Source organism: Methanoplanus sp. FWC-SCC4, assembly GCF_032878975.1.
GTDB lineage: Archaea > Halobacteriota > Methanomicrobia > Methanomicrobiales > Methanomicrobiaceae > Methanochimaera > Methanochimaera problematica.
On sequence record NZ_CP043875.1, the window covers coordinates 482,788 to 504,079 of the forward strand.

Here is a 21,292-nt window from a genome sequence, read left to right on the forward strand (position 1 = left end):
TTTTAGGTGAACCAATGCCAAGAGGGGAAAAATTAACTGATGCAATAAGATACGAAAAGGTGGATGGGCTTAAAAACGATCTTTTTGCTTATATTGACAACAGTCCGGATAAAATCTCTGCAAATCTGCCTGTTTTTTTTGGCCATGTGATGTCTGCTCTTGATCATGCTTTCCCCGATATTGACAATAATGCCTATGATGAATTTATTGATGCTATTGCATACAGGCTGATGGTTTCCAGCAAGGATGCAAATAAGGTTGATTTCGTTGAAAATATTATAAAAAACGCTCTTCGCTGTAAAAGGAAAAAATCAGGAAGATCGACTCTCCGAATTCTATCCGGCATAAAGATGATGGAGATTGGAAGGTACAGGGAAGCAATTGGATATTTTGGTGAATACTGGAAATATGATGCAAGAATCGGGATCTATATTGCCTACTGTAATTACTGTATGTCGGAGATAGAAGGAAAAAGAAACGGAAGTTCCGTTTCTGGCGGGGCTCCTTCACGATTTGAGCTTCAGGCGAGAGAATCGCTTCTTGAACTTGCAAGAGTCCAGCCCCCCGTTGCAAGATTAAAACAGCTTGATATGAAGGACAATGAAGTGATGGAACGTGCCTTTTGGGTAATAATCCGTAAATCACTTGAATGGTTCCCCACAGAGCGCTGGTTCCTGAAAATCGGCATTCAGAAAGCTAAAAATGATAATAATGATGAGAGAAGAGCCCAGCTTTTGAGTTATGCAATTGATAAATATTACAATGACCAGGACTTTCTCAGAGAAAATTTCTACCTGAAACTTGAGAAGCGTGACGGGGTGGGTGCTTCAGGTGTTGTAAAGCAGATGATACAACAAAACCCGGACAGTCTTGAACCTTTATACTATGGAATTAAATTATCCTTACTCTCAAACAGTAAAGGGCTGTACAATGAATACCGTGATACTGCGCTTGATAAAGGGATGCCCCATTATCTTATTCAGCTGTTTGATCTTGCCCTTTTTATCATGAGGGATGAAAAGCATGAAGCAGAATTGCAGTTAAAACATCTGAAAAAGAGATTTAAATCTTTGAGTTTTTACTTAATTACAATTGATTATCTGATTAAGGACATATTTTCAGAAGAAAACGGGCGGAAAAAAGTTTCAAAAAATGCTTTTTTTGAATCACTGGATCGCTATGCGGTTCAGGTTATAAAAATTCAGGAATAATTATCTTTTTAAATATTCAGAAGTTCACATTCACATGAGTTTGTTTATTTTTAAAATTGTTAAAAAGTTAAAAATTTTAAGGTATGATTTGCAGAATTTTGTAAGTTTTTAAAAATTCAAACTGTCAAAATATTGAAATTCTATTGATACGAGTGGCTCGAATTCTTTTTCATAATAATAGCCTGTAAGAATTTTATTTACAAACCACCATCTGCCGTCAGCATCCACGAATACTTTTTTTATATTATTTTCTTTTAGATCTTTTCTGGAGAGGTGTTTTAAGATAATTCCTTCTTTCCATGCATATAGGCCGTAATTGGTTCCTATAATATATTTCCCGTCTTTTGTGGAATATACATCATTGATATTGTGCACATCCTCTGAGAGGTCTGTAACATTTAATATATTCACAGCACCTGAAATTTCATTATAATGCACTATATCAGTCTCATTAAAGAAATACACGCCGCCTGAAGGATCTGAACGTACATTTTGCATATCTTTTGATATTTTATGGGATATTATTTCATCAAAACCTGGATTGTCTGATGTAACATTCAGGATATATTGTCCTTCATTATCAGATGCAAGGACAAGAGCACCTGTTGAATAGTCAACCGCCATTGAAACAATGCGGTTTGCTCCGGGACTTTTATCGGTATAAGGCTGAAACCACTTCCATTCGCCTTTAGAGTAACAGTAAACACCACTGTTGCCTGTTGCAACCCACATTTCATCAGAACGTGCCTGAAGGTCATTTATGGAATAGATGATTAATGTCCTTTCAGGATATCTCATGGTGCGTGGTTTTGTATATCCGTCATAAATCTGTATACCGTCCGAATATCCCAGCCACAAATTGCCGTAAATGTCATATTCTGCATCAAGAACATAGTCATTCAGGGGGATTCCTTCAAGATAACCCCTCCTGTCCCTGGCTTTGGAATGTAAAATTTCCCAGTTTCCATCGTTGAAAATGGATATACCGTTGGTAGTCGCGAAAACAAGACTTTCTCCCGGAGCATTGGTAATGTCTTTAATATCACTGGTTCCGATTGAATCCTCACCCGGCCAGTATAAAATGACTTCTCCTGAAACGGGGACTATTGTCAGGATTAAAAGAGTAAGTAATAATATTAAATATCTATGCATGTTCCATCTGCTCTTCTGACCGAGATAATGCCTTTTTTTGCAGGATCGTAAGTGATGGAGCGTCCAACATTTCCGCCTACATCTTCTGCAACAAGGGGAATGCGGTATTCTTCAAGAGCTTTTTTAATTGCCTCAACATTCCGTCCTCCAATATCGAGATTGCCCTTGAACTGCTTAAACATACTTGATCCCCCTGCAATTTTTGCAGTTATATCTCTTTTATTGCTCCCCTGCTTTAACAGTTCGGCATAAAGTGTAGGTATTGCAGTATCTGCAAATTTACCTGGTCTTTCTTTTTTTCCGTTACTCTCAGGAAGCATGATATGCGCAACTGCCCCCATGGAATGTTTATTGTCGTGAAGTATCAGAGCAACACATGAACCCAGACCTATTGATGTCATCAGGGACTGACCAATGTGGTATTCCCCAATACCTACATTGACTCCTTTTGTTGCCGGGGGCTTGTCTGTCATTTTTTCAACCAGGGTAAATTACTGTGGTGATTTTACAAGGTCTTCCAGGATTTTTAAAATCTGTTCAAGTGTTCCTTCATCAGGAAGCATAACAATTGTGCTTTCGATGTCATGCATTTTTGATTTGAGCTCTGTTCTGAACAGTATAATCTGGTTTATATCGACTGCAACCATCGAAACAACATTTGCAAAAGCTGCATGTGCCATATCTATTGCTATTGCCGGAGGTGACGGAAGCATTACAATTCCGAGCAGTGTTGCTGTTGCATCAAGGAATTGTGAGACCATAATATTTCCAACCTCTAACAGGGCACTTTCATCCATTTCATTGAACTCCCTGTCCATATCTGTTGAACCAAGCATGGTATTTGTAAGTCTGATTGCGGACTTTTTTGGAAGATGCAGTACTACATATCCTCCGGGATGGAGTTCTCCCTGGATTTCAAAGACCACCAAAGCAGAGATTTCATCGCCAAAATATTCGGAAATATCTGCAATGTCGACAATTCGTGCTTCCGGGACTGTCATCTCTATTTCAGACATCAGCATTGTTGAAAGGGACGTTGCCGCATGTGATGCACCGATATTTCCAAGCTCTTTCATCGCATCAAGCTGAGTTTCATTTAATTCCATTTTTATAATCCTCTTAATTTAAGGTTAAATTATCATTGTGTTTACATCCAGAATCGGCAGTACATCGCCATCTCCCGGTATTGTTACTCCTCCGACACCAGGACAGTTGCCGATAATGTTACTGACCGGTTTTACAACAACTTCCTGCTGTCCTTCTACCACATCAACAGGTATGCAGCATTTTGTTCTTTGGTACTGGACTATCACTACAATGCCGCTTTCTTTTGCAGGGCCGAACATTTCATCCAGGCGGTTTATCTGAACTACCTCATCCCTTAGAAGAATTGCTTCCGTTTTACCGATGTGACTTATTTCATTTAAGTCAACTTTTGCAACTTCAACAACCGCGTTAATTGGGATTGCACATCTCTTGTTGTTAATCCTGACCATCATCACTTCAATAATGGCCATTGTCGGTGGAAGTGTAAGTGTGAATTTACTGCCTTTTCCCTCTTCTGAATCTACTTTTATTGAACCTTTAAGAGATTCTATGGCACTTTTAACGACATCCAGACCTACTCCCCTTCCACTGATATCTGTGATCTCTTCAGCAGTTGAGAAACCGGGCTGAAAGAGGAAATTCGGGACATCCTCATCAGGAACGGCTGATGCTTCTTCGGCAGATATAAGTCCTCTTTCAATTGCTTTTTTAAGAACCTTGTCGCGTTTTATTCCTGCACCGTCATCTGAAAGTTCAATTATTACATTGCCCTGATCACGCCAGGCTGAAAGTTTTACCGTTCCTTTTCCGCTCTTTCCTGCTGCGACTCTCTCTGCAGGTGTTTCTATACCATGATTTACGCCGTTTCTGATAAGGTGAAGCAGAGGATCTCCGAGACCGTCTATAACACTTCTGTCAAGTTCGGTCTCGCCACCTGTCATTATAAATTCGACCTCTTTTCCATCATGATGTGCAACATCTCTTACAACACGTGGGAAGCGGTTGAAGATCTGGTTTAAAGGAATCATTCTGATATACATCATCAGGTTTTGAAGATCTGATATCGAGCGGCTGACCATGTTTAAGGCTTCATCCATATCCTTAATCTGGTGTTCCTTTGAGATCTGTTTGAGGCGGCCGCCGTTTATTACAAGATCTTCAACGAGATTCATCATCTGATCCAGTCTGTGTATATCAACCCGTATATTTTTAACTTCACGTTTTTTAGATGAAGATTTGGGTCTTTCCTTTTTTTCTGTTTCATGATCACGGGTTTCTGTCCTCTCATCGTGGATTTCTTCTTTTAAAAGAACCTGTTCTTTCGATTCTTTTGTCTCAGAAATTAAGCTGTAATCTGAAACGGTTGCTTTTAAAATGTCAGGTCCTGTAACAGCTTTTAATAAGTTCTCTTCTGATTCTGACCCTGAAAAGATGATTTCAAGTTTGTCTTCAATTTTACCTTCATCAATCTGTTCAAATGTTGGACTGGATGATATTATATTACCCCTGCTTTCAAGATTCTGAAGAATAATCATTGCCCTGATATCCTTCATCGTACATTCAGGTGAAAATTCAATATTTATTGTATATGCAGGAGTTGTTGAGGTGACATCATTTCCTTCTTTTGTAATTTCTATTTCTGAGATATCGGTTACAGAAGCCGCACTTTTTAATGCCTCTTCACCTGCATCACTTTCAATTTCAACAGTCAGGGTGTCATCAATTATTCCCTGATCAAGCTCATCCATTGTAGGGGTGCTTTTGATAATCTGTCCAATATCCTCGAGATTTTGGAGGACGATCATTGCCCTAACATCTTTCATACCGCAGTCTTTTGCAAGAGTGACTTTTAAGCGGTATTTCTGGATTTGCGTGATTAATGGAACTTCAGTCAAAATATTTTCCTTGTCCTCCGTACTCACCTGAATATCGGAATCATAAGTTTCCTTGTTATTGATGATATCAGACCCGGATTCGCCTGTCAGGTTACTTATTTCGGTTACAGTGGACTCTTTATGAGTATCTTCAATGCTGCTTTCAATTTTTTTGAGTTCCTCAATCAGATCTTTTGAGCCTATTGATGAACTGTCTCCCCCGTTTTCAATATCCTCAATCATTTCTTCTATCCTGTCAGTGCAGGCTAAAAGCAGGTCTGTGAGGTTGGGAGAAATTTCTATTTCACCGCTTCTGATTGTATGAAATATATCTTCCATCTTGTGGCAAAGGTGCTCCATTTCGGAATAACCCATCGAGGCTGACATACCCTTAAGTGTATGGGCCGAGCGAAAGATTTCGTCAATAGCAGCATCGTCAGAACCTTCTTCAAGAATGAGAATATTTTTTACAATGTTCTCGTGGTTTTCAATAGATTCTGCAACAAAGAGTTTTCTGTATGAATCCTCGTCTGACATTTTGATTATCACTCCATATTGGAAATTGTTCTCATGATATCCCGGGGAATGGACTTTAACGGCAGTACTTTATCAACACAGTCTCTTTCAAGTGCTGAGCGTGCCATGCCATAGACCAGGCAATCTTCTTCTCTCACTAAAATAGTTCTGCCGCCGCTTTCCTTTATTGCGGCCATGCCTTCTCCGCCATCGCTGCCCATTCCGCTTAATATTGCAGCGACAGTATTTGGTCCGAATACTTTTGATGCGGACTGAAATGTTTTGTCAACTGCAGGTCGTACAGCATGCACAGGAGGTGCCTTGGAGTGCGTTATTCTTCCTCCTTTCCTTCCGGAATTATCAAGGGTTGCAGAAATAACTGTATGGAATCCTCCTTTTGAAACATAGATCCTGCCATTTTGCAGGAGATCGCCGTTTGCTGTCTCTTTTACTTCAAGCGGGGAGATCCTGTCCAGTCTTTGAGCAAGTGATGCGGTAAAACCTGCCGGCATATGTTGTGTAATTACAACTGCGGCATTTAGATCCGGTTTTAATGCTGATACAATAATATCAAGCATAGGAGGGCCTCCTGCAGATGAACCAATTAATACAACCCTTTTTGCAGGAATTTCTTCAACTGTTACTTTATTAGAGACCTTCGGGATTGTAATGAGATGTTTTATCTTTGTAATAAGTTCTTTTTCGATACCCCTGACAGTACCAAGGTTTCTTGGTTTTAGCATGAAGTCATCTGCACCAAGTTCAAGACCTTTTTTTGTTAGTTCAGCATCTTTTGAAGTAAGGGTGCTGAGCATAAGGATCTTTGGTGGATCTTCAGATGACTGAAGCTTTTCAAGCATTTCGATGCCGTTCATTTTAGGCATCTGGATGTCAAGGGTAATTACATCCGGAGATAATTCTTCTATCTTCTTTAATGCCTGAAGACCATCTTCCGCTGTTCCAACGACCTCTATTGAAGGGTCTTTACCAAGAAGATCAATGAGTACCGTACGCATGAATACGGAGTCATCAACAATCAGAACTCTGATCATCTTTTCAGGAGTTTAGAACATTATTTACTTCTTCAAGAACTTTAGGTGCCTGGAACGGTTTTACTATGTATCCTTTGGCTCCTGTCTTGATTGCCAGTTTAACCATCTGTTCCTGTCCCACAGCTGTGCACATGACAACCTTTGCATTGGGATCTTCAGTCATAATAGCCTTCAATGCTTCGATACCGTTCATTTTAGGCATTACAACGTCCATTGTAACAAGGTCGGGTTTAAGCGCCTTGTACTTCGTAACGGCGTCTTCACCGTCTTCTGCTTCACCAACAATGTCATGAGAGCCGGAAAATAAAATATTTTTCAGAAGTGTTCTCATGAACATTGTATCGTCAACAACAAGAATCCGTCCCATTGTGAATCAGTAATATTTCTTAAATTAATCATATTAAGACTATCGAATAGTTTAGCGAAATAAATAGACCCCTTTTTAAACTGGCGTTAAAATATGAAAAATATGTATAAATTTTAAGAAAATAATGTGTTTTAATCTGTTCCTGTTTTCAGGTTTTTACCGCTTCACTTACAAAGCGCACCCCTTTGGTTGTAAGTTTTACTTCACGTCTTGTCATTACAACTTCCACAAGGCCGGTTTTAATCAGCTTATCATATATGGATTCAATTTGCTTGTTTGAGATATTTATCATATTTTCTATTGCATGTGTATCCATTCCGCTGTAAACAAGCATTGCAACCTGTGCAGAAACGGGATCTAGCTCTCCCGCTGATACATCAAGATCCTTTGTCGTGTCTTTTAGATAATTGAATAGTATCTGCAGGGTTGTTAGAGGACAGAGAACAAAACTTGTGACAACCTCATCATTTTCAATGTGGTTAATCTGGACAACATCGCTTTCTTTACCCTGTACTTCCCTTTTTGTCAGATCTATTCCGGAAACTTCATCAAGAGGAATACAGATCTGTTTTTCTTTGCTTACAAACCATATTCCGGTATTTAGTACTGCAATTGCTCCTTTTTCCCATTTTGCAGAACTTATCATTACTCCGCCTCTGATAGCCGGAGACATAAAATATGCGGTTAATCTGTATGCGGAACAACCCATCAGGATAATTCTTTTTAAAATTAGCAGAACCTTTGGAACTGATGCAAGTTTGAAATTTTTATTATTTTTTGTACTTATTATAAGCATGTTCTTTTTTTCTTCGATATCGTCAATGGACTTTATTTTTATTTCTTCTGATATTGGTTCGGGAATAATTATTTTGTCCTCTTCAAAGCCAATTTTTAGCGACATCCATTTTCCATTATGTTCTAATTTTACCGGAACCTGTTTCATATCAAATATATCCTCCAACAAATAACAAATTAATATATAATTATGATTCTTCCTCAGTTATCTCTTCTTCTTTTTTTGTTATCTCTATTCCGAATTCTTTCATGATTTCTTCAAGTTCCCCTATAAGTTCTGTACTATCTATTTTGGTATCTTTCAGATTACGGACAAGGCTTACTTCCTGTATAGCTACAGCCTTTTTAGTATCCGATTTTAGCATTGCAAAGAGATCATCTTCATCATTCCCCCCTCCAAACGCCATTGATACCGGTTCGTCAAAATTACTTTCTGCCTCCTCTTTTCCTAATACTCCGCTAAGAGAGCTTTTCTGCTCCCATTCTTTTGGCGGTGCTGATAATATGTCTTCTTCATCAGTTGGAGCTAATGCAGGCACTTCTTCTATTTCTGAATCAGAGTCTCCTATTTCAATTTCTTCAAATGAATCATCATCATCACCAATTTCAATCTCATCTTCGGTTTCGATTTCATCAAGATCGATTTCATCAAGCTCTCCCAAATCATCATCTTCAAAATCAAAACCTGAGATATTACTATCTAAATCATCTATATTTTCCAGACCGGAATCAGGAATTTCGCTGTCTTCGTCATTAGTATTGTCAATTGATGCCGGGAAATCACTATCATCCAATTCAAGTTCAATTCCCTCTTTTGCAAGTATATCGGCAATTGCAGAATCCGGGATCTCTTCTTCCAGAGCTGCTCCCGGGAAATCCTCTGCGCTTTTTGGAATTGTTATGTCTCCCTCTTCCTCTTCAGAATCAAGTCCAAGATCAAAATTATCAAAATCTGAAAAGTCATCATCGGATGAATTATCTTCAGAATTATTTTCATCAGAGGCATTTGATACGCCTTCTCCTGAGAGGGCCTGATCAAGCAATGTATCAATTTCCTTTATTTTTTCTTCTGATTTACCAGATTTAGGTATTTTGCTTTTTAGTGAAGAAAAGCCTGCGAATAAAGATTTTTTTGTGGTTTCGGAATCTTTTTTGGTAATTTTTTCTGCTTTTTCTTCTTTCTTTTTTGAAAATATTCCTTTTAATGAGTCTAAAAGGCCGGGTTTACTTCCCTCTTTCGTTTTAGAATCTGCTTTAAAAGTTTCAGATTCAGGTTTTTTCTCACCTTTTGATTTATTTTGTGTTTTATCTGTTTTTTTGAGGCTTATTGGCTGATCAAGCTTATTTTTTAGATTAGACAGATCCGACTTGATTTCATCCAATGTAATCATCTGTAATGCAAACAGCATCACGACTCCGATGGCAACTGCAATAAATAATACAATAATTGGACTTAATTCCAGGAATGTTACAGCTGAACCTGCTAAAATGATGGTTAGCATCATTAGAAGTCTTCTTTTGGAATCACTCATCTTTGTCATGTTATAGTGCCTCAAATCCCGGAATGGAGAACATTAGATCTACAAATACAGGAGTTGTAATATATATTATTCCGGTCAACCCAAATAAAATACTACCAAAGAAATAAAACATATAGCGATCTCCTCCTTTCACAATTTTACCTGCAAGTATATTCGCAACAGTCACAATTAGTATACTGATTACCAGAAACATCTGCATTTTATCTTCAGGGAAATTGGCAAAAATGTTTATTGAGCCAACCATTGATCCCCCTATTGATGTGGAACTGGAACTCAGTGCGGATGCAGTATCCGAAAAAGTGGTCATGACACTTTTAATTGCACCCGCCATAGTCAGAAGAATATGGAACAGGAAACAAAAAATTCCAATCATGGCCATATGCATTGGTATCAAAAGTACTATGAAACCTGTTGAGAGCATTTCTCTTTTTTGTCTTAGGAGAGTCTGTTCAAGCATTGAGGTACTTACAATGTGTGCCACCTCAGCAGGCCCTGCTCCGAGTTCAACTGAATCCCTGAAAATACCCAGATATTTGTAAATCAGGTTACTGCCGGTATCCCTTATGAATTTGTTCCATACAAGTCCCTCATCAAGACCTATATTCATCTTTGAATAAACTGAATCTATAAAGTTCTGAAGGACAACAAGAGATTTACGATCTACTTTTGCCAGTGCGGGAGTGACTGTCATTCCCATTCCTCCCATAATTGAGCCAAGACCCCTTATGAAGACCGTAAAATCCTCATCTCTTGCAATAATGTTTTTATCATCACGGTATCCAAAAATTCCCAGGGGTGCAAGAAGAATTCCTGAAAGAATGCATATAAGACCAAAATTAATTCCTGATATAAACAGAATGAGACTTACCAGCACTGTAACAGGTACGATAAATCTTTCCATTTTTCTTACCATATTCTGTTCATAACTTCCGCTACCACTGAGATTGTGGCATTTCTGATCATCAGGAATTGATTTGTACATGGTAATTATGCCAAACGCTGAAACTCCTATTGTTAGAAAATATGATGAATTCAGGGTAGATTCGAGATCGTCAGGAGCATAAATTGCAACTGATACCATGATAATAATACTTACAATGGTTGCAGAAAGCATCAGGGCGATATATGCATCACCCCACTTTTTTAGCATTTCAACTCCCTGCTCAAATGTATTTCTGAAGATGTTTCTTACAGTTCCCAGTTCCTCATTTAGAAAGATATTATCCGGGACACCTGATTCTATTGAGTTTCCAAAACGGTTCAAAAGACTTTCGACAAGAGGATTTCTTGCTCTTTCTGCGACAACTCTCAGGCCTTCCGCATAGCTGTAATTCCATCTTTTAACAAAGCATTCGACTCTTTTAATGTATCTTGCAGGGATGTATTCTTTTCTCTCAGAGGTGTATGCAAAAATTTCAGGTCTTGATACATTGGCGTTTGTAATGGATGCCATGTATGTTATCATAAACAGGAGATCGTTTCCCATTTTTTTATTATCACGAATGTCCGATATTTTATTGCGGAGCTCAGCAATATTGTCCTCAAACGGAAGTTTACCTCCGTTTTTCTCCCTGATGTTTTTTAGCTGAGTATCGAACATAAAAGATATTTCCGCCTAAAATTCAATCTTTAAAAGTCCCTGCTTTTTTACTTTTGTCATCATGTGGTATAAATCCCAAAAACCCATATAACCTGCTTTGTGCAGCCTTTGAAGAATTTTTGCTCGCTTTTCAACTTCAAAGTACATCTCGGATTTTTTATTGTCAGGAATACCAAGTAATGTTCCGATTTTATTTTCCAGAAGATAGCTGCTGCCTTTTCCCGGGAAATCAAATTCATCTGTTACAGGATTCCAGACAAACATTGATACAAATGAAAAACCGCCTGTCTCCGGATCATATCCGACAAGCTCATTTATGCTCAGCATCCGTCTCACAGTGCTGCCATCGGGTCTTCTGACAGCACTTTGAATAATCACAAGATTAAGGTTGTCCACGTGTGTCATTGGAATATTAATTGGATCACTGCAAAGACGCTGGATTAGTTTTTCAACCGATGCAGCGTGAAAGGTGCTCATGACGGGGTGACCTGTCTGCATTGCACCAAAAGCCACAGCTCCTTCTGAACCACGTATTTCACCGACAAGGATGTAGTTTGGACGCTGACGGAGTGCGGCACGAAGAAGATCGAACATGGTAATGTCGCCTCCGTCTCCCTCACCTTTTCCTTTTCCCTTTGATACCTGCCTTGTCCAGTTTTTATGAGGTACCTGAAGTTCAGGAGTATCCTCGATAGTTACAATTTTACTTTCCGGAGCAATGAACGATGTGAGTGCATTCAGGCTTGTTGTTTTGCCGCTTGCTGTTTCTCCGCTCATGAACAGTGACATTCCAAATTCAATACAGATCCAAAGATATCCCGCAACCATGTAGTCAGTGGTTTTCCATTCAATTAATGCAAGAATGCTTGGCGGATCTTCTGCAAACTTACGAATGGTAAAATTACTGCCGTGTTTTGAGATCTCAGTTCCATATACGATGTTTATACGGGAACCGTCAGGCAGGGTTGCATCAACAATCGGGTTTTTGTATGTGATTGGCCTTTTTATGCGTTCTGCCATTTTGATTACAAATTCATCAATTTCCTCTGAATATTTGAATTCCACAGCAGATTTGAGGCCTTTAAATATTTTGTGCTCTACAAAAATCGGGCCGACACCGTCACAGGTAATATCTTCATTATAGGTGTCGGCAAGAAACGGATTTAAAATACCCATTTCTATTTTGTCCCTTATTAACAGATATTCAATTGAGCGGTATTCTGCCATTGAAAGGATAACTTTCCCATCAGGAGTCTGGGAAATTTTCGACCCTGCCAGTTCACCTGTTTCTTTTTGTGCTGTAAAATCAGTATTTAAAAATTTTACAATCTTGTCTTTGAAACCTGTTTTGCCTGTTTCTGCCTCCCCTGTGAGCATGGCAATATTTTCATCAGGCTTTTTTATGTATATTACTTCTTTTAAAACCCTTTTTAAGACCTCTCTTCTTTCTTCTTCTGTAATAGGGTCCTCTTCGAGAACATCTATAAGGTCTATTAGTTTTTTCTCAATCAGGGGCATTGCATCCGAAACCGAATGCATAAACGAGGGTTCAATTGGAATATAATAATTCCTGACATCCTCGGGATCTGAAAAAATATGAATGAATGTAAATTCATTTACAGGATAGATTACATTCGGGTTTTCCAGTCCTTTTAGTTCTCTTTTAAGCTCTGAGAAGAAAAGGGGTATTCCGTGAATGTTTACCGGAAACATCTGGAGATATTCTAAAAGGTGAGGACTGTGTGCAACATATTCTTTTGCGTTTGCAGGCAGCATTCTGTATAATGCTGAGGATTCATAGTTAGAATATATATCATCCTCCTCATCGAGTTCTTCGGGCTGAAATGGAAGATTGATATTTGCACTAAGTGATCCCATGGTTTATTCTCCTTTTATACTCTTGCAGTTGACATTGGAATAATCTTCATACCGTAACCAGGATGTACTTCAAAAGAAACGACATTTCCTGTTGTTTTTCTGGCACCTCTGACTTTAATAACTTCCATTACCATTACATATTTGTCGCCGATAAGAGCTTTTTTCATGAATAAATGTGCATCACAAATTGATCTGATTCTGACAAGTGTATCTTCCTCAAATGCATATGTGTGGAGTGTAATCAGTATTGTTTTACCATGATCAACAAGGTTTTTGCAGTTTGTCAGGAATGCCAGCAGATCACTCTGAGATGTTGATTCGGTCAGGAGTGTCAGTGAATCAATGATTATTACTTCAGATTTGCTTGTCTGTATTTTTCCGATAATTCTTTTTAAAATACCGTTCATTTCTTCTTCACCCCATTCAAAACCAATTGTGTGCATGGGGTATATTTTCAGATATCCCCATGCAAAATAATCAGAAATATCCAGACTCATTGAATCCATCTGTGAAAGAAAACTTTTTGCAGTGTTTTCTGAAGTATAGAGATCCACGTTCATGCTGCCTTTCATCGCACCCCAGATGATCTGCTGGGTCATTACACTTTTTCCTGTATCATTTTCTCCTTCAATAAGAGTTAATGATTCAAGTGGAAGTCCGTCTGCGAGTTTTTTATCAATTTCCGGATTTCCGGTTGAGAGGATGTGTCTGTCATCTCCCCCTAACAGATCACCAAGACCGGGACTTTCTTCATCTTCAAACATATTTTTACCTCATTAATTTTTTTTAGGTGTAAGCTGATGCTGAAACCCCGTTTGGAGTTGTTATCTGTATCCAGGCAGGTGCTTCACCGGAATATCTTACAGAAATGTTCATGATTTCCTGTGGATCAAATTGTTCGGGGTTTATTATATCAGGTTTTATTGAGACAATATTCCATTCACCGGTACCATCTCCTTTTTGATAATAGACAGGTGTTTTTGATGTGTTGCTTCCGGTGTAAATATCAAAGTATTCGAAGTCGGATATTGTCGTTTTTCCATCATTTATTACTTCAACATAAAGTGTTTCAGGAGGAAGAACTGATGTCTGGTTGATTCCTATTGATGTTCTGATTCGTAATTCCTGCTGGTTTATTTGTTCGCCCTGTGCCATTGAAACAACCTCGGCTGTTGTCAGTACTACTCCTACCAGAAAGTAGGCAGTGATCATAAGAAGAATCAGTGCAAATGCTGTTGCGACGATTGTTGCACTTCCCATTTAACCACTCGCTGTAAAGGTTTTAGCAAGATTCACTCCGTTTGGAAGGGCTATACTGAAATATACATAATCACCTTTGGTAACAGGTATTTTACTGGATTTTATACTGATTTCAAGAGTTTCCCTCGGGTCCCAGTAATCATTTGTATCCGTTTCAATGACTGAATAATTCCATTCGCCATTGGAGGGTATATCTGTAAGATCAAGTGATACAAGGGTAAAATCTCCTTCTGCCCCAATGAATACATCAGACATGTTTATACTATTCTTGCCGATTCTTGCGCTTCCAATATTTTTTATCCAGACTCTTGCATCCGGGCTATCTGCAAATGTATTGATGACTTTGATGTCAGTTCGCAATCTTTCATCCGCAGAACTGGAGGATTGGGTAAAAGTTGAAGTTGCCTGATATATTATTGGAAAAAAGGCATTTACAAGTACTGCCGCAGCGACGATCGCTGTAATCAGGAAAATGGCTGTAGCAAATGTTTCACTTGACATATTTTGTGTTCAGACTTTTTCAAGCATTTCGATCCAGTCTTCTTCATAACTCTCTTCTTCAGACAGTTTTGCTAATAATGGATCTTTTGAAGTTCTTTTTTCCATTATGACTTCTATCATTTCCCTGTCCAGAGAGGAGTCATCAGGTATCAGTATTCTGTTTAAAACATAGAGTTCCGCAACAAATTCTTCAGAACTGATCTCATTACATTCACCTGATGATTCAGGCATCAGTTTTGAAATTTCCTTAATTTGTCCAGCTGCCTCTTCTGAAATATATCCCATTGTTACATAGGATTCGGTCATAATTCTGAGTCTGTCGTGACCGTATTTGTTCACCATTCTGCTGACCCACTCAAAGAGTCTGTGAAGTTTTTGTAGTCTGGGCCTGTCTGATGTTTTTGTTTCAGGCGGGATTTCCTCCGCATTTCTGTTAATATCTTCAACTCTTTTTCTGAGTGCTGCTAACATCTCGGCATCAGATTGTTTATACCCTTTTTGAAGATCAAAATTTGCAGGAGCTATTTCATTGTCATCAGTATTTATATCGGATATTTCCTCAGTTTCCGAGATTTCTTCTTCAGGAACTGCCGGAAGAGAATCTTTTGCTAAAGGGTCTGTTTTATCCTTTAACTGACCAGGGTCTGAAGGAGGTATCATAGCTGTAACTATGAATGGATTTTCCGTTTCATTCAGCCTTTCCCTTAGATCGATTAAAAGCTTTTTTACAGATTTTTTCAGGAGATCAACTTCATCCTGCAAATTTTGAAGTTTCACTTCCGGATCATCGGCAGATGCTGAACTAAGAATATGGTCTACCTGTGACTGGTTAATAGCCATAGTTACAATTATTTTCTCTTTATGAATTTAAAAAACTGTTGAATTAATCAATACTGAAAAATATTTTATTAAAATTTGTTCAATTGAAAATATTATTTCATATTTTGCTGTATAATTGTGGATATTATTTATTTTTAAGATATGGTGTCGGGCAATATGGTGAATAATATTTTATGAAAATTTCTATTATGGCATATAATTTATTAGAAAAGCTTTGATAATTTATGATTATTTGATTATAGTTTATGAAAATGCGCTATAATAAAAATTCCTGATCAGAAAGGATTGTAATAAGATATTAAGAGTATTTTTAGAAAATGATCTCAAATATTTTCCAAACAATTCAGAATAACAGAAATTTATAACCATAATTAAAAAACTGATTGATTTTAGAATAATTAATTCAGGATATTAATTTTTGTAATTCTTGCAGGAGCTTTTCTTTTAATTCCGTATGAAGCACCAGAAGCAGGCCTTATCTCAAGATTGAATTCCTGATTTGCACTGATCTGGTTTGGTTCATCAAACACAGTATAGATTGTGAACTGTTCCTGGTTTTCAAGAAGTGCTCCTTTGTCATTGTTTTCATAGTTTGCAATATCAATTATCCCCCATTGCCCGGGATTAATTGCAGTTTTGTCACTTATGACATCTGTTGAAGAACTGCTGATTTTGGTAACATTGTTAATCTTTGTTACATTGTCTTTGGTCTGGAATGTTAGAGTTGTTGATGCAAAATCAACAGGTGATCCACCAGCTGTGAGTCCCACTACAAACCTTATTCCATCCATTTTGGCGTTTATTCCGCCTACCATCGTACTGTTGCCATATACATCACCGAGTATTTCAATACCTGAAGATGACTGGCCTACACTTGTATACACAACATCCTGAGCTTTTTGTGTTGCAAAAAAACCGGCTCCGAGTATCACATAAGAGAAAACTGAAGCGGTTACTACAAATGCAATTAAGACAATTGCAGCTTCAAGACCTGTGAAACCCTCGCTATTTAAAATCATGGCTGTCACGTCATGCTAGTTTTCTGGTTTCTTCAAAAAAAAGATTAGTTGAGCAGGTTTACCTTCTCAATCTTTGGTGGTGCCGTACGCTTAATTGCATATGATGCACCCTTTGGTGGCTTAATTTCAAGACTGAAGCGCTCATTTGCTGCAATTCCTGTTGCACCAACATTTGCATATATTGTGAACTGCTCCTGGTTTTCAAGGAGTGCTCCCTTGTCGCTGTTGTCATTGGCAATGTCGATGATACCCCATTCGTATGTAGTGATGTCTGTCTGGGCAGAAACTACATCTGAAGCTGAGCTTGAGATTTTTGAATCATTTGTCAGATCCTTTATTGAAGTTGTATTTGTGAATACAAGTGTTGTTGAAGCAAAATCAACAGGTGCTCCACCTGCTGTAAGACCTACTACAAATCTGATTCCATCAATTTTTGCATTGTCTCCGCCTGTACTGTTTCCGTACACATCGCCTAATACTTCAAGACTTGATGATGCCATGTCAACACTGGAATAGACTACTTCCTGTGATTTCTGTGTTGTGAAGAAACCCGCTCCCAATACTACGTATGAGAAAACCGCTGCTACTACAACAAATGCAATCAATACGATAGCAGCTTCAAGACCGGTAAATCCTTCGTCTGATTTAAATAATTTCATCATTTTAATCATCCTCCTTAGTAAAGGGTGTTAACTCCCGTAATTCTTGCAGGTGCTTTTCTGCTGATGGTGTATGATGTACCTACTGAAGGGCGCAGATCAAGGTTGAATCTCTGGTTTGCCACAATGTTGTCGATTGGATTCGCCACAATTGTAAACTGCTCCTCGTTTTCAAGGAGAAGATCTGCACTTGCATTGTTCTTTGCAAGAACAACTGACCATGTGCCTGAGGTGATTGTTGCATCGGCATTTCCGATAACTGCATCTCCTGCTCTTTCCATCTTTGAAACATTTGTTGCATCTGCATATGTTATTGTCGTCTGTGAGAAATCAACAGGTGATCCACCTGCTGTAAGTCCTACAGTGAAACGAACTGTGTCAATGTTTGTGTCATCTGAGCTTGTACCATAAACATCACCTAAGATCTCGACACTTGAACTTGCCTGATCTACACTTGTATAGATAACTTCCTGAGATTTCTGTGTTGTGAAGAAACCTGCTCCCAATACTACGTATGAGAAGACAGCGGCTACAACGACGAATGCAATCAAAACGATAGCAGCCTCAAGACCTGTAAATCCTTCTTCTTTATTTATTTTCAGCATTGCTTTTCCTCCAATTATTTTGATTTCATATATTCCTTATGAAAGATTCCTGGATCCCTCCAAAATCTATCAGTAATACTTAACATAGGCATTATTTAAAAATTTTTTTCATTTGTCATATTCAGAGCAGAAGATCTGATCCAATCTTTACAGGTGTGTGGAATTAATATTTCCTGTTCCGTCCATGTTGGGCATAATATTTCATAAATATTTAGAATAGTATTATTGATCGCACTATTATTTTTAAAAATTATTGGTGTTGGTTTTTGTATCCTGTGGATAATTTGATGATTAAAAAGTCTGATCTGTGTTTATTTTTGTTATTTCAAGTTTGAAATTTTACCTAAATACATAAATGAGAATTCTTCACCTGCGGCATTATTGTATGAAAAACCTGAGGGCTCTGAAAAATTTTTGTCCGAGATTTTTTTTAATTTTAATGAATTTATGTAAAGAACAGATGCGAGAGGTGAGATTCGAACTCACGGACTCCTACGAGATTGGATCTTAAGTCCAACGCCTTTGGCCAGGCTCGGCAACTCTCGCAATTTAATTGTCTGTAAAAGTTTGGGATATTAGTATTGTTACTGTTAGGAAAAAAACCTAACTGATTGTGTCCGGCTTTTTTCCGTGTGTTTCTGTCTTGAACTATACAAGTATGAAGTACGCAATTATCGAGAATACAAATGCAAGCAGCAGAATTGCAAGCCCCAAAGGAGCAATAAAGGTCAGCATAGCGTTTACTGAACTTGCAAGCTGTGATATTCTGTGTGATCCAAAGACAACAACGCCTTCACACCATGCTGTCGAAGCGCCGGCTTTGGCATCTGAGAGATCTTTGATTGCATCACTGACCGCCTTCACCACATATTCCATAATAATATCTGCGCTGACATGATACCCGACCGGGTTTTTGCCACTCATTGTGTTGACAACGTGGGAATCGGTTGTCATCAGTTCACATTCATCAACAATCTTTAGAAGTTCATTCCTCAATATTTCGCGAACACCGTTTTGCATATTGTTTCCGTCAAAGAGGATATATGCTGTTTTCTGTCCGGATACTTCTGTGACAAGCGCCTGAATACCGATATCACCGAATCCCTGCTCTCTTGTGAACGGGACATTTATGTGTGAAATGCCTACTTTGAATGGAAACTGTTCATTAATCCGGGCTTTTTCACATGCGTTATCACATGTTTTCATATATTCATAAGCTGTCAGTGAAGCGGGCATTACCGGATTTACCACATCCACCATGCAGTTATGTGCATCTACAAAACCAACATGGCTAAATTTTTTATGGCCCTCGTTCATTATTGAAAGACCAATAGGGTATTCAAGATCCTCGGTCATCTCCGGTGAGCGCGTACTTACCATCAGAATCGAATCCCCAAAAGACTGGGCAAGAACCTGCACAGATCCGTAACTATGCCTCTCTGACATCCCTGCTTTATTGTGGTACTCAAGTCCGGCTCTGGTTTTGTTTATTGCGGAGATGATTTTTGGAATTTCCTTTTCAGATACAAGATTGAAGTCATGTGTTGCGCAACCGTGTGCAACAAAGGTTTCACCGCCAAGTGATTCATAAAGAACTTTTGGAAGGTTCCCCCCGCCTATTTCACCCATGGGACCCGGGTGCAGATTGGGTATTGTAAACAAAACATCTTTTCTTCCCTCACGTGAGAAGAAAAGTGTAAACTGAGGGACGTATACTTCCTCACCGATTTCATGGAAAAAATCCTCAAGGGATTTTGAACCGTCAGTGTTGTGTGCGATGAAAGCATTAATGAAATTCAGTGCACTGATGTGGAAATTCTTTTTAAGGGGCCTTTCTATTAGCCATAAAAATAATATGACGCCCATTCCAAAGAGCAGGTGTATAAGTACTGCAAAGATTGTAAAGACTGTGCTGAAGTAATAAGTTCCGATTAGTATTCCGACGACACTCTGCGTAAGTGCCGGAAGAATCATGTGTGACATTTTATAGTCAGCTATTGCCACAAGCACAATCAGCCTTATTGCGAAGATGAATCCAAGTGATACGGAGAACAAAAGGGGGAAAATTCCCTGAAATACCAGTAGCACCGGAAAGAGACTAATAAGTATTGAAAATACCGTACAGGCAAGAGCTAAAAGTGCAGACCTGTTCCATGTAATTTTTTTACCGAAAATTTCAACAAGGGGCTTTGTCAGTATAAAAGCAATAATTGCCGGAAGAAAAAACCCTGTAAACCCGAAAAACTGAATTTCGTGATTTCTTATTACACTTGCAAGATCAAGAACCAGTCCGAGTACAAAAATTATTGCGAGTGAACGTGGCCATGATGGTGCTATAAATAAAAATCTGCTTAAACCTTCTATTTTGGTGTCGCCTGAAGGGGCCATTTGCTGTTTCAAGCCTCCTTTAATTATATGGAATTTGGGACAATTCTTATTGGTTAAATTAGATAATATTTGAAATATGTCCCAAATTTTTTAATTAACTTTGTTTATTGATATAAGTCGCCAAAGTACTTATTGTATCTTTCCTTCATTCTGTCCCAGTCCGGAAGATTTGTCTGGCACCCTGTCATCTCTACAATAAAAGAAGCGGTGGTAGTACCTATTTTACAGCATTTTTCAACAGAGTATCCTTTTTGATATGCCGTCAGGAATCCTGCCCTGTAGGAATCACCTGCACCTGTCGGATCTGCAAGTTTTACTGAAATTGCAGGTATTTTTGTGATATTGCCATTATGGTGAATTTCACTTCCGTCTCCTGACATGGTAACAATCGAGAGCGGGATCTGTTTTATCAGTTCTTCTCTTCCGATACCTGTTTTATCACATATGCCTTTTAGCTCGTGAATATTTGTGAACAGGATGTCGATGTGGTCAAGAATTGATATGAGCTGCTCTTTTGTATATTTTATCAGATCCTGCCCGGGATCAAATGATGAAAAAACGGCTTTTTCTGCAATTTTTACATTAAATTCCGGTTCAGCGGTTGCCATATGCACGAAATCGAGTGAAGGTGCTTTTGCGGTTTTGAAAATCTCTGATGCGCCCCATTCAAAAACTGTCGTCTGATCACCTTCTGTATCATTAAACAGGTAACAGGTGGGCGTGTTTTTGTCTTCAACTACAAAGAAGTCTTTTTTGATTCCGAGTTTATTCATCCACTTTTCATATTCACTTCCAAAGAAATCATTTCCAACTGCGCTGATTAATTCGGCTTCTCCGCCAAGCACAGCGATTCCTGCTGCAATGTTGGCGGCGCCTCCTCCAAAATAGACCTTATGATCAAGAACAGGGGAGGACGAATGTCTTTTTGGAAGAACAGGGAGAGTAAAAATATGATCAATTGCAGTATGTCCTACAACTGAGATCATT

20 protein-coding genes and 1 tRNA gene are annotated in these 21,292 nt (G+C 38.5%); 1 reads left to right on the forward strand and 20 read right to left on the reverse strand.

The features are described 5' to 3' along the window. The first annotated feature begins 14 nt into the window (after positions 1–14). Positions 15–1,211 (forward strand): hypothetical protein, encoded by a 1,197-nt coding sequence (locus tag F1737_RS02370; RefSeq protein ID WP_317137182.1) that lies wholly within the window; start codon positions 15–17, stop codon positions 1,209–1,211. Positions 1,212–1,319: 108 nt separating this feature from the next. Here F1737_RS02370 and F1737_RS02375 read toward each other — a convergent pair whose 3' ends face one another. The 20 genes from F1737_RS02375 to F1737_RS02470 form a co-directional block, all read right to left on the reverse strand. Next, the gene (locus tag F1737_RS02375; RefSeq protein WP_317137183.1) at positions 1,320–2,363 is read right to left on the reverse strand and encodes a ligand-binding sensor domain-containing protein; all 1,044 of its coding nucleotides are present in this window, start codon (positions 2,361–2,363) and stop codon (positions 1,320–1,322) included. Continuing rightward, entirely contained in the window at positions 2,348–2,836 is a 489-nt protein-coding gene (locus F1737_RS02380) for a chemotaxis protein CheD (RefSeq protein ID WP_317137184.1), read from the reverse strand. The genes F1737_RS02375 and F1737_RS02380 overlap by 16 nt, the downstream gene beginning before the upstream one ends. Positions 2,837–2,854: 18 nt before the next feature. Beyond that, positions 2,855–3,469: a chemotaxis protein CheC gene (locus tag F1737_RS02385; protein WP_317137185.1), complete on the reverse strand. Its 615-nt coding sequence runs from the start codon at positions 3,467–3,469 to the stop codon at positions 2,855–2,857. 24 nt (positions 3,470–3,493) lie between these two features. Then, positions 3,494–5,821 (reverse strand): chemotaxis protein CheA, encoded by a 2,328-nt coding sequence (locus tag F1737_RS02390; protein WP_317137186.1) that lies wholly within the window; start codon positions 5,819–5,821, stop codon positions 3,494–3,496. Between the two features lie 8 nt (positions 5,822–5,829). Next, positions 5,830–6,852 carry a chemotaxis-specific protein-glutamate methyltransferase CheB gene (gene cheB / locus F1737_RS02395; protein ID WP_317137187.1) on the reverse strand — a complete coding sequence of 341 codons (1,023 nt, stop codon included), beginning with the start codon at positions 6,850–6,852 and terminating at the stop codon, positions 5,830–5,832. 4 nt (positions 6,853–6,856) lie between these two features. Next, positions 6,857–7,219 carry a response regulator gene (locus tag F1737_RS02400; RefSeq protein ID WP_317137188.1) on the reverse strand — a complete coding sequence of 121 codons (363 nt, stop codon included), beginning with the start codon at positions 7,217–7,219 and terminating at the stop codon, positions 6,857–6,859. A gap of 148 nt (positions 7,220–7,367) precedes the next feature. Continuing rightward, positions 7,368–8,162, reverse strand: coding sequence for a CheF family chemotaxis protein (locus F1737_RS02405; RefSeq protein WP_317137189.1), 795 nt, complete (start codon positions 8,160–8,162; stop codon positions 7,368–7,370). Positions 8,163–8,202: 40 nt separating this feature from the next. Next, positions 8,203–9,555: a hypothetical protein gene (locus F1737_RS02410; RefSeq protein ID WP_317137190.1), complete on the reverse strand. Its 1,353-nt coding sequence runs from the start codon at positions 9,553–9,555 to the stop codon at positions 8,203–8,205. Between the two features lies 1 nt (position 9,556). Beyond that, positions 9,557–11,155 (reverse strand): archaellar assembly protein FlaJ, encoded by a 1,599-nt coding sequence (gene flaJ, locus F1737_RS02415; RefSeq protein WP_317137191.1) that lies wholly within the window; start codon positions 11,153–11,155, stop codon positions 9,557–9,559. Between the two features lie 15 nt (positions 11,156–11,170). Then, complete coding sequence (locus tag F1737_RS02420) at positions 11,171–13,033, reverse strand: type II/IV secretion system ATPase subunit (RefSeq protein WP_317137192.1); 1,863 nt, start codon at positions 13,031–13,033, stop codon at positions 11,171–11,173. Positions 13,034–13,047: 14 nt separating this feature from the next. Next, positions 13,048–13,797, reverse strand: coding sequence for an ATPase domain-containing protein (locus tag F1737_RS02425; protein WP_317137193.1), 750 nt, complete (start codon positions 13,795–13,797; stop codon positions 13,048–13,050). A gap of 22 nt (positions 13,798–13,819) precedes the next feature. Continuing rightward, positions 13,820–14,293, reverse strand: a complete 474-nt coding sequence (locus tag F1737_RS02430; protein ID WP_317137194.1) for a hypothetical protein — start codon at positions 14,291–14,293, stop codon at positions 13,820–13,822. After that, complete coding sequence (locus F1737_RS02435) at positions 14,294–14,794, reverse strand: flagellin (RefSeq protein ID WP_317137195.1); 501 nt, start codon at positions 14,792–14,794, stop codon at positions 14,294–14,296. It abuts the gene before it with no gap. A gap of 9 nt (positions 14,795–14,803) precedes the next feature. Continuing rightward, positions 14,804–15,634, reverse strand: coding sequence for a hypothetical protein (locus F1737_RS02440; RefSeq protein WP_317137196.1), 831 nt, complete (start codon positions 15,632–15,634; stop codon positions 14,804–14,806). A gap of 398 nt (positions 15,635–16,032) precedes the next feature. Then, entirely contained in the window at positions 16,033–16,653 is a 621-nt protein-coding gene (locus F1737_RS02445; protein ID WP_317137197.1) for an archaellin/type IV pilin N-terminal domain-containing protein, read from the reverse strand. Between the two features lie 44 nt (positions 16,654–16,697). Continuing rightward, positions 16,698–17,315, reverse strand: coding sequence for an archaellin/type IV pilin N-terminal domain-containing protein (locus tag F1737_RS02450; protein WP_317137198.1), 618 nt, complete (start codon positions 17,313–17,315; stop codon positions 16,698–16,700). 14 nt (positions 17,316–17,329) lie between these two features. After that, on the reverse strand, positions 17,330–17,917 hold the full coding sequence (locus F1737_RS02455; protein WP_317137199.1) for an archaellin/type IV pilin N-terminal domain-containing protein: 588 nt from the start codon (positions 17,915–17,917) through the stop codon (positions 17,330–17,332). 461 nt (positions 17,918–18,378) lie between these two features. Next, positions 18,379–18,463 (reverse strand) — tRNA-Leu (locus F1737_RS02460). Positions 18,464–18,565: 102 nt separating this feature from the next. Then, positions 18,566–20,305, reverse strand: a complete 1,740-nt coding sequence (locus F1737_RS02465; protein WP_317137200.1) for a DUF2070 family protein — start codon at positions 20,303–20,305, stop codon at positions 18,566–18,568. 104 nt (positions 20,306–20,409) lie between these two features. After that, the gene (locus F1737_RS02470; protein WP_317137201.1) at positions 20,410–21,291 is read right to left on the reverse strand and encodes a carbohydrate kinase family protein; all 882 of its coding nucleotides are present in this window, start codon (positions 21,289–21,291) and stop codon (positions 20,410–20,412) included. Position 21,292 lies beyond the last annotated feature (1 nt).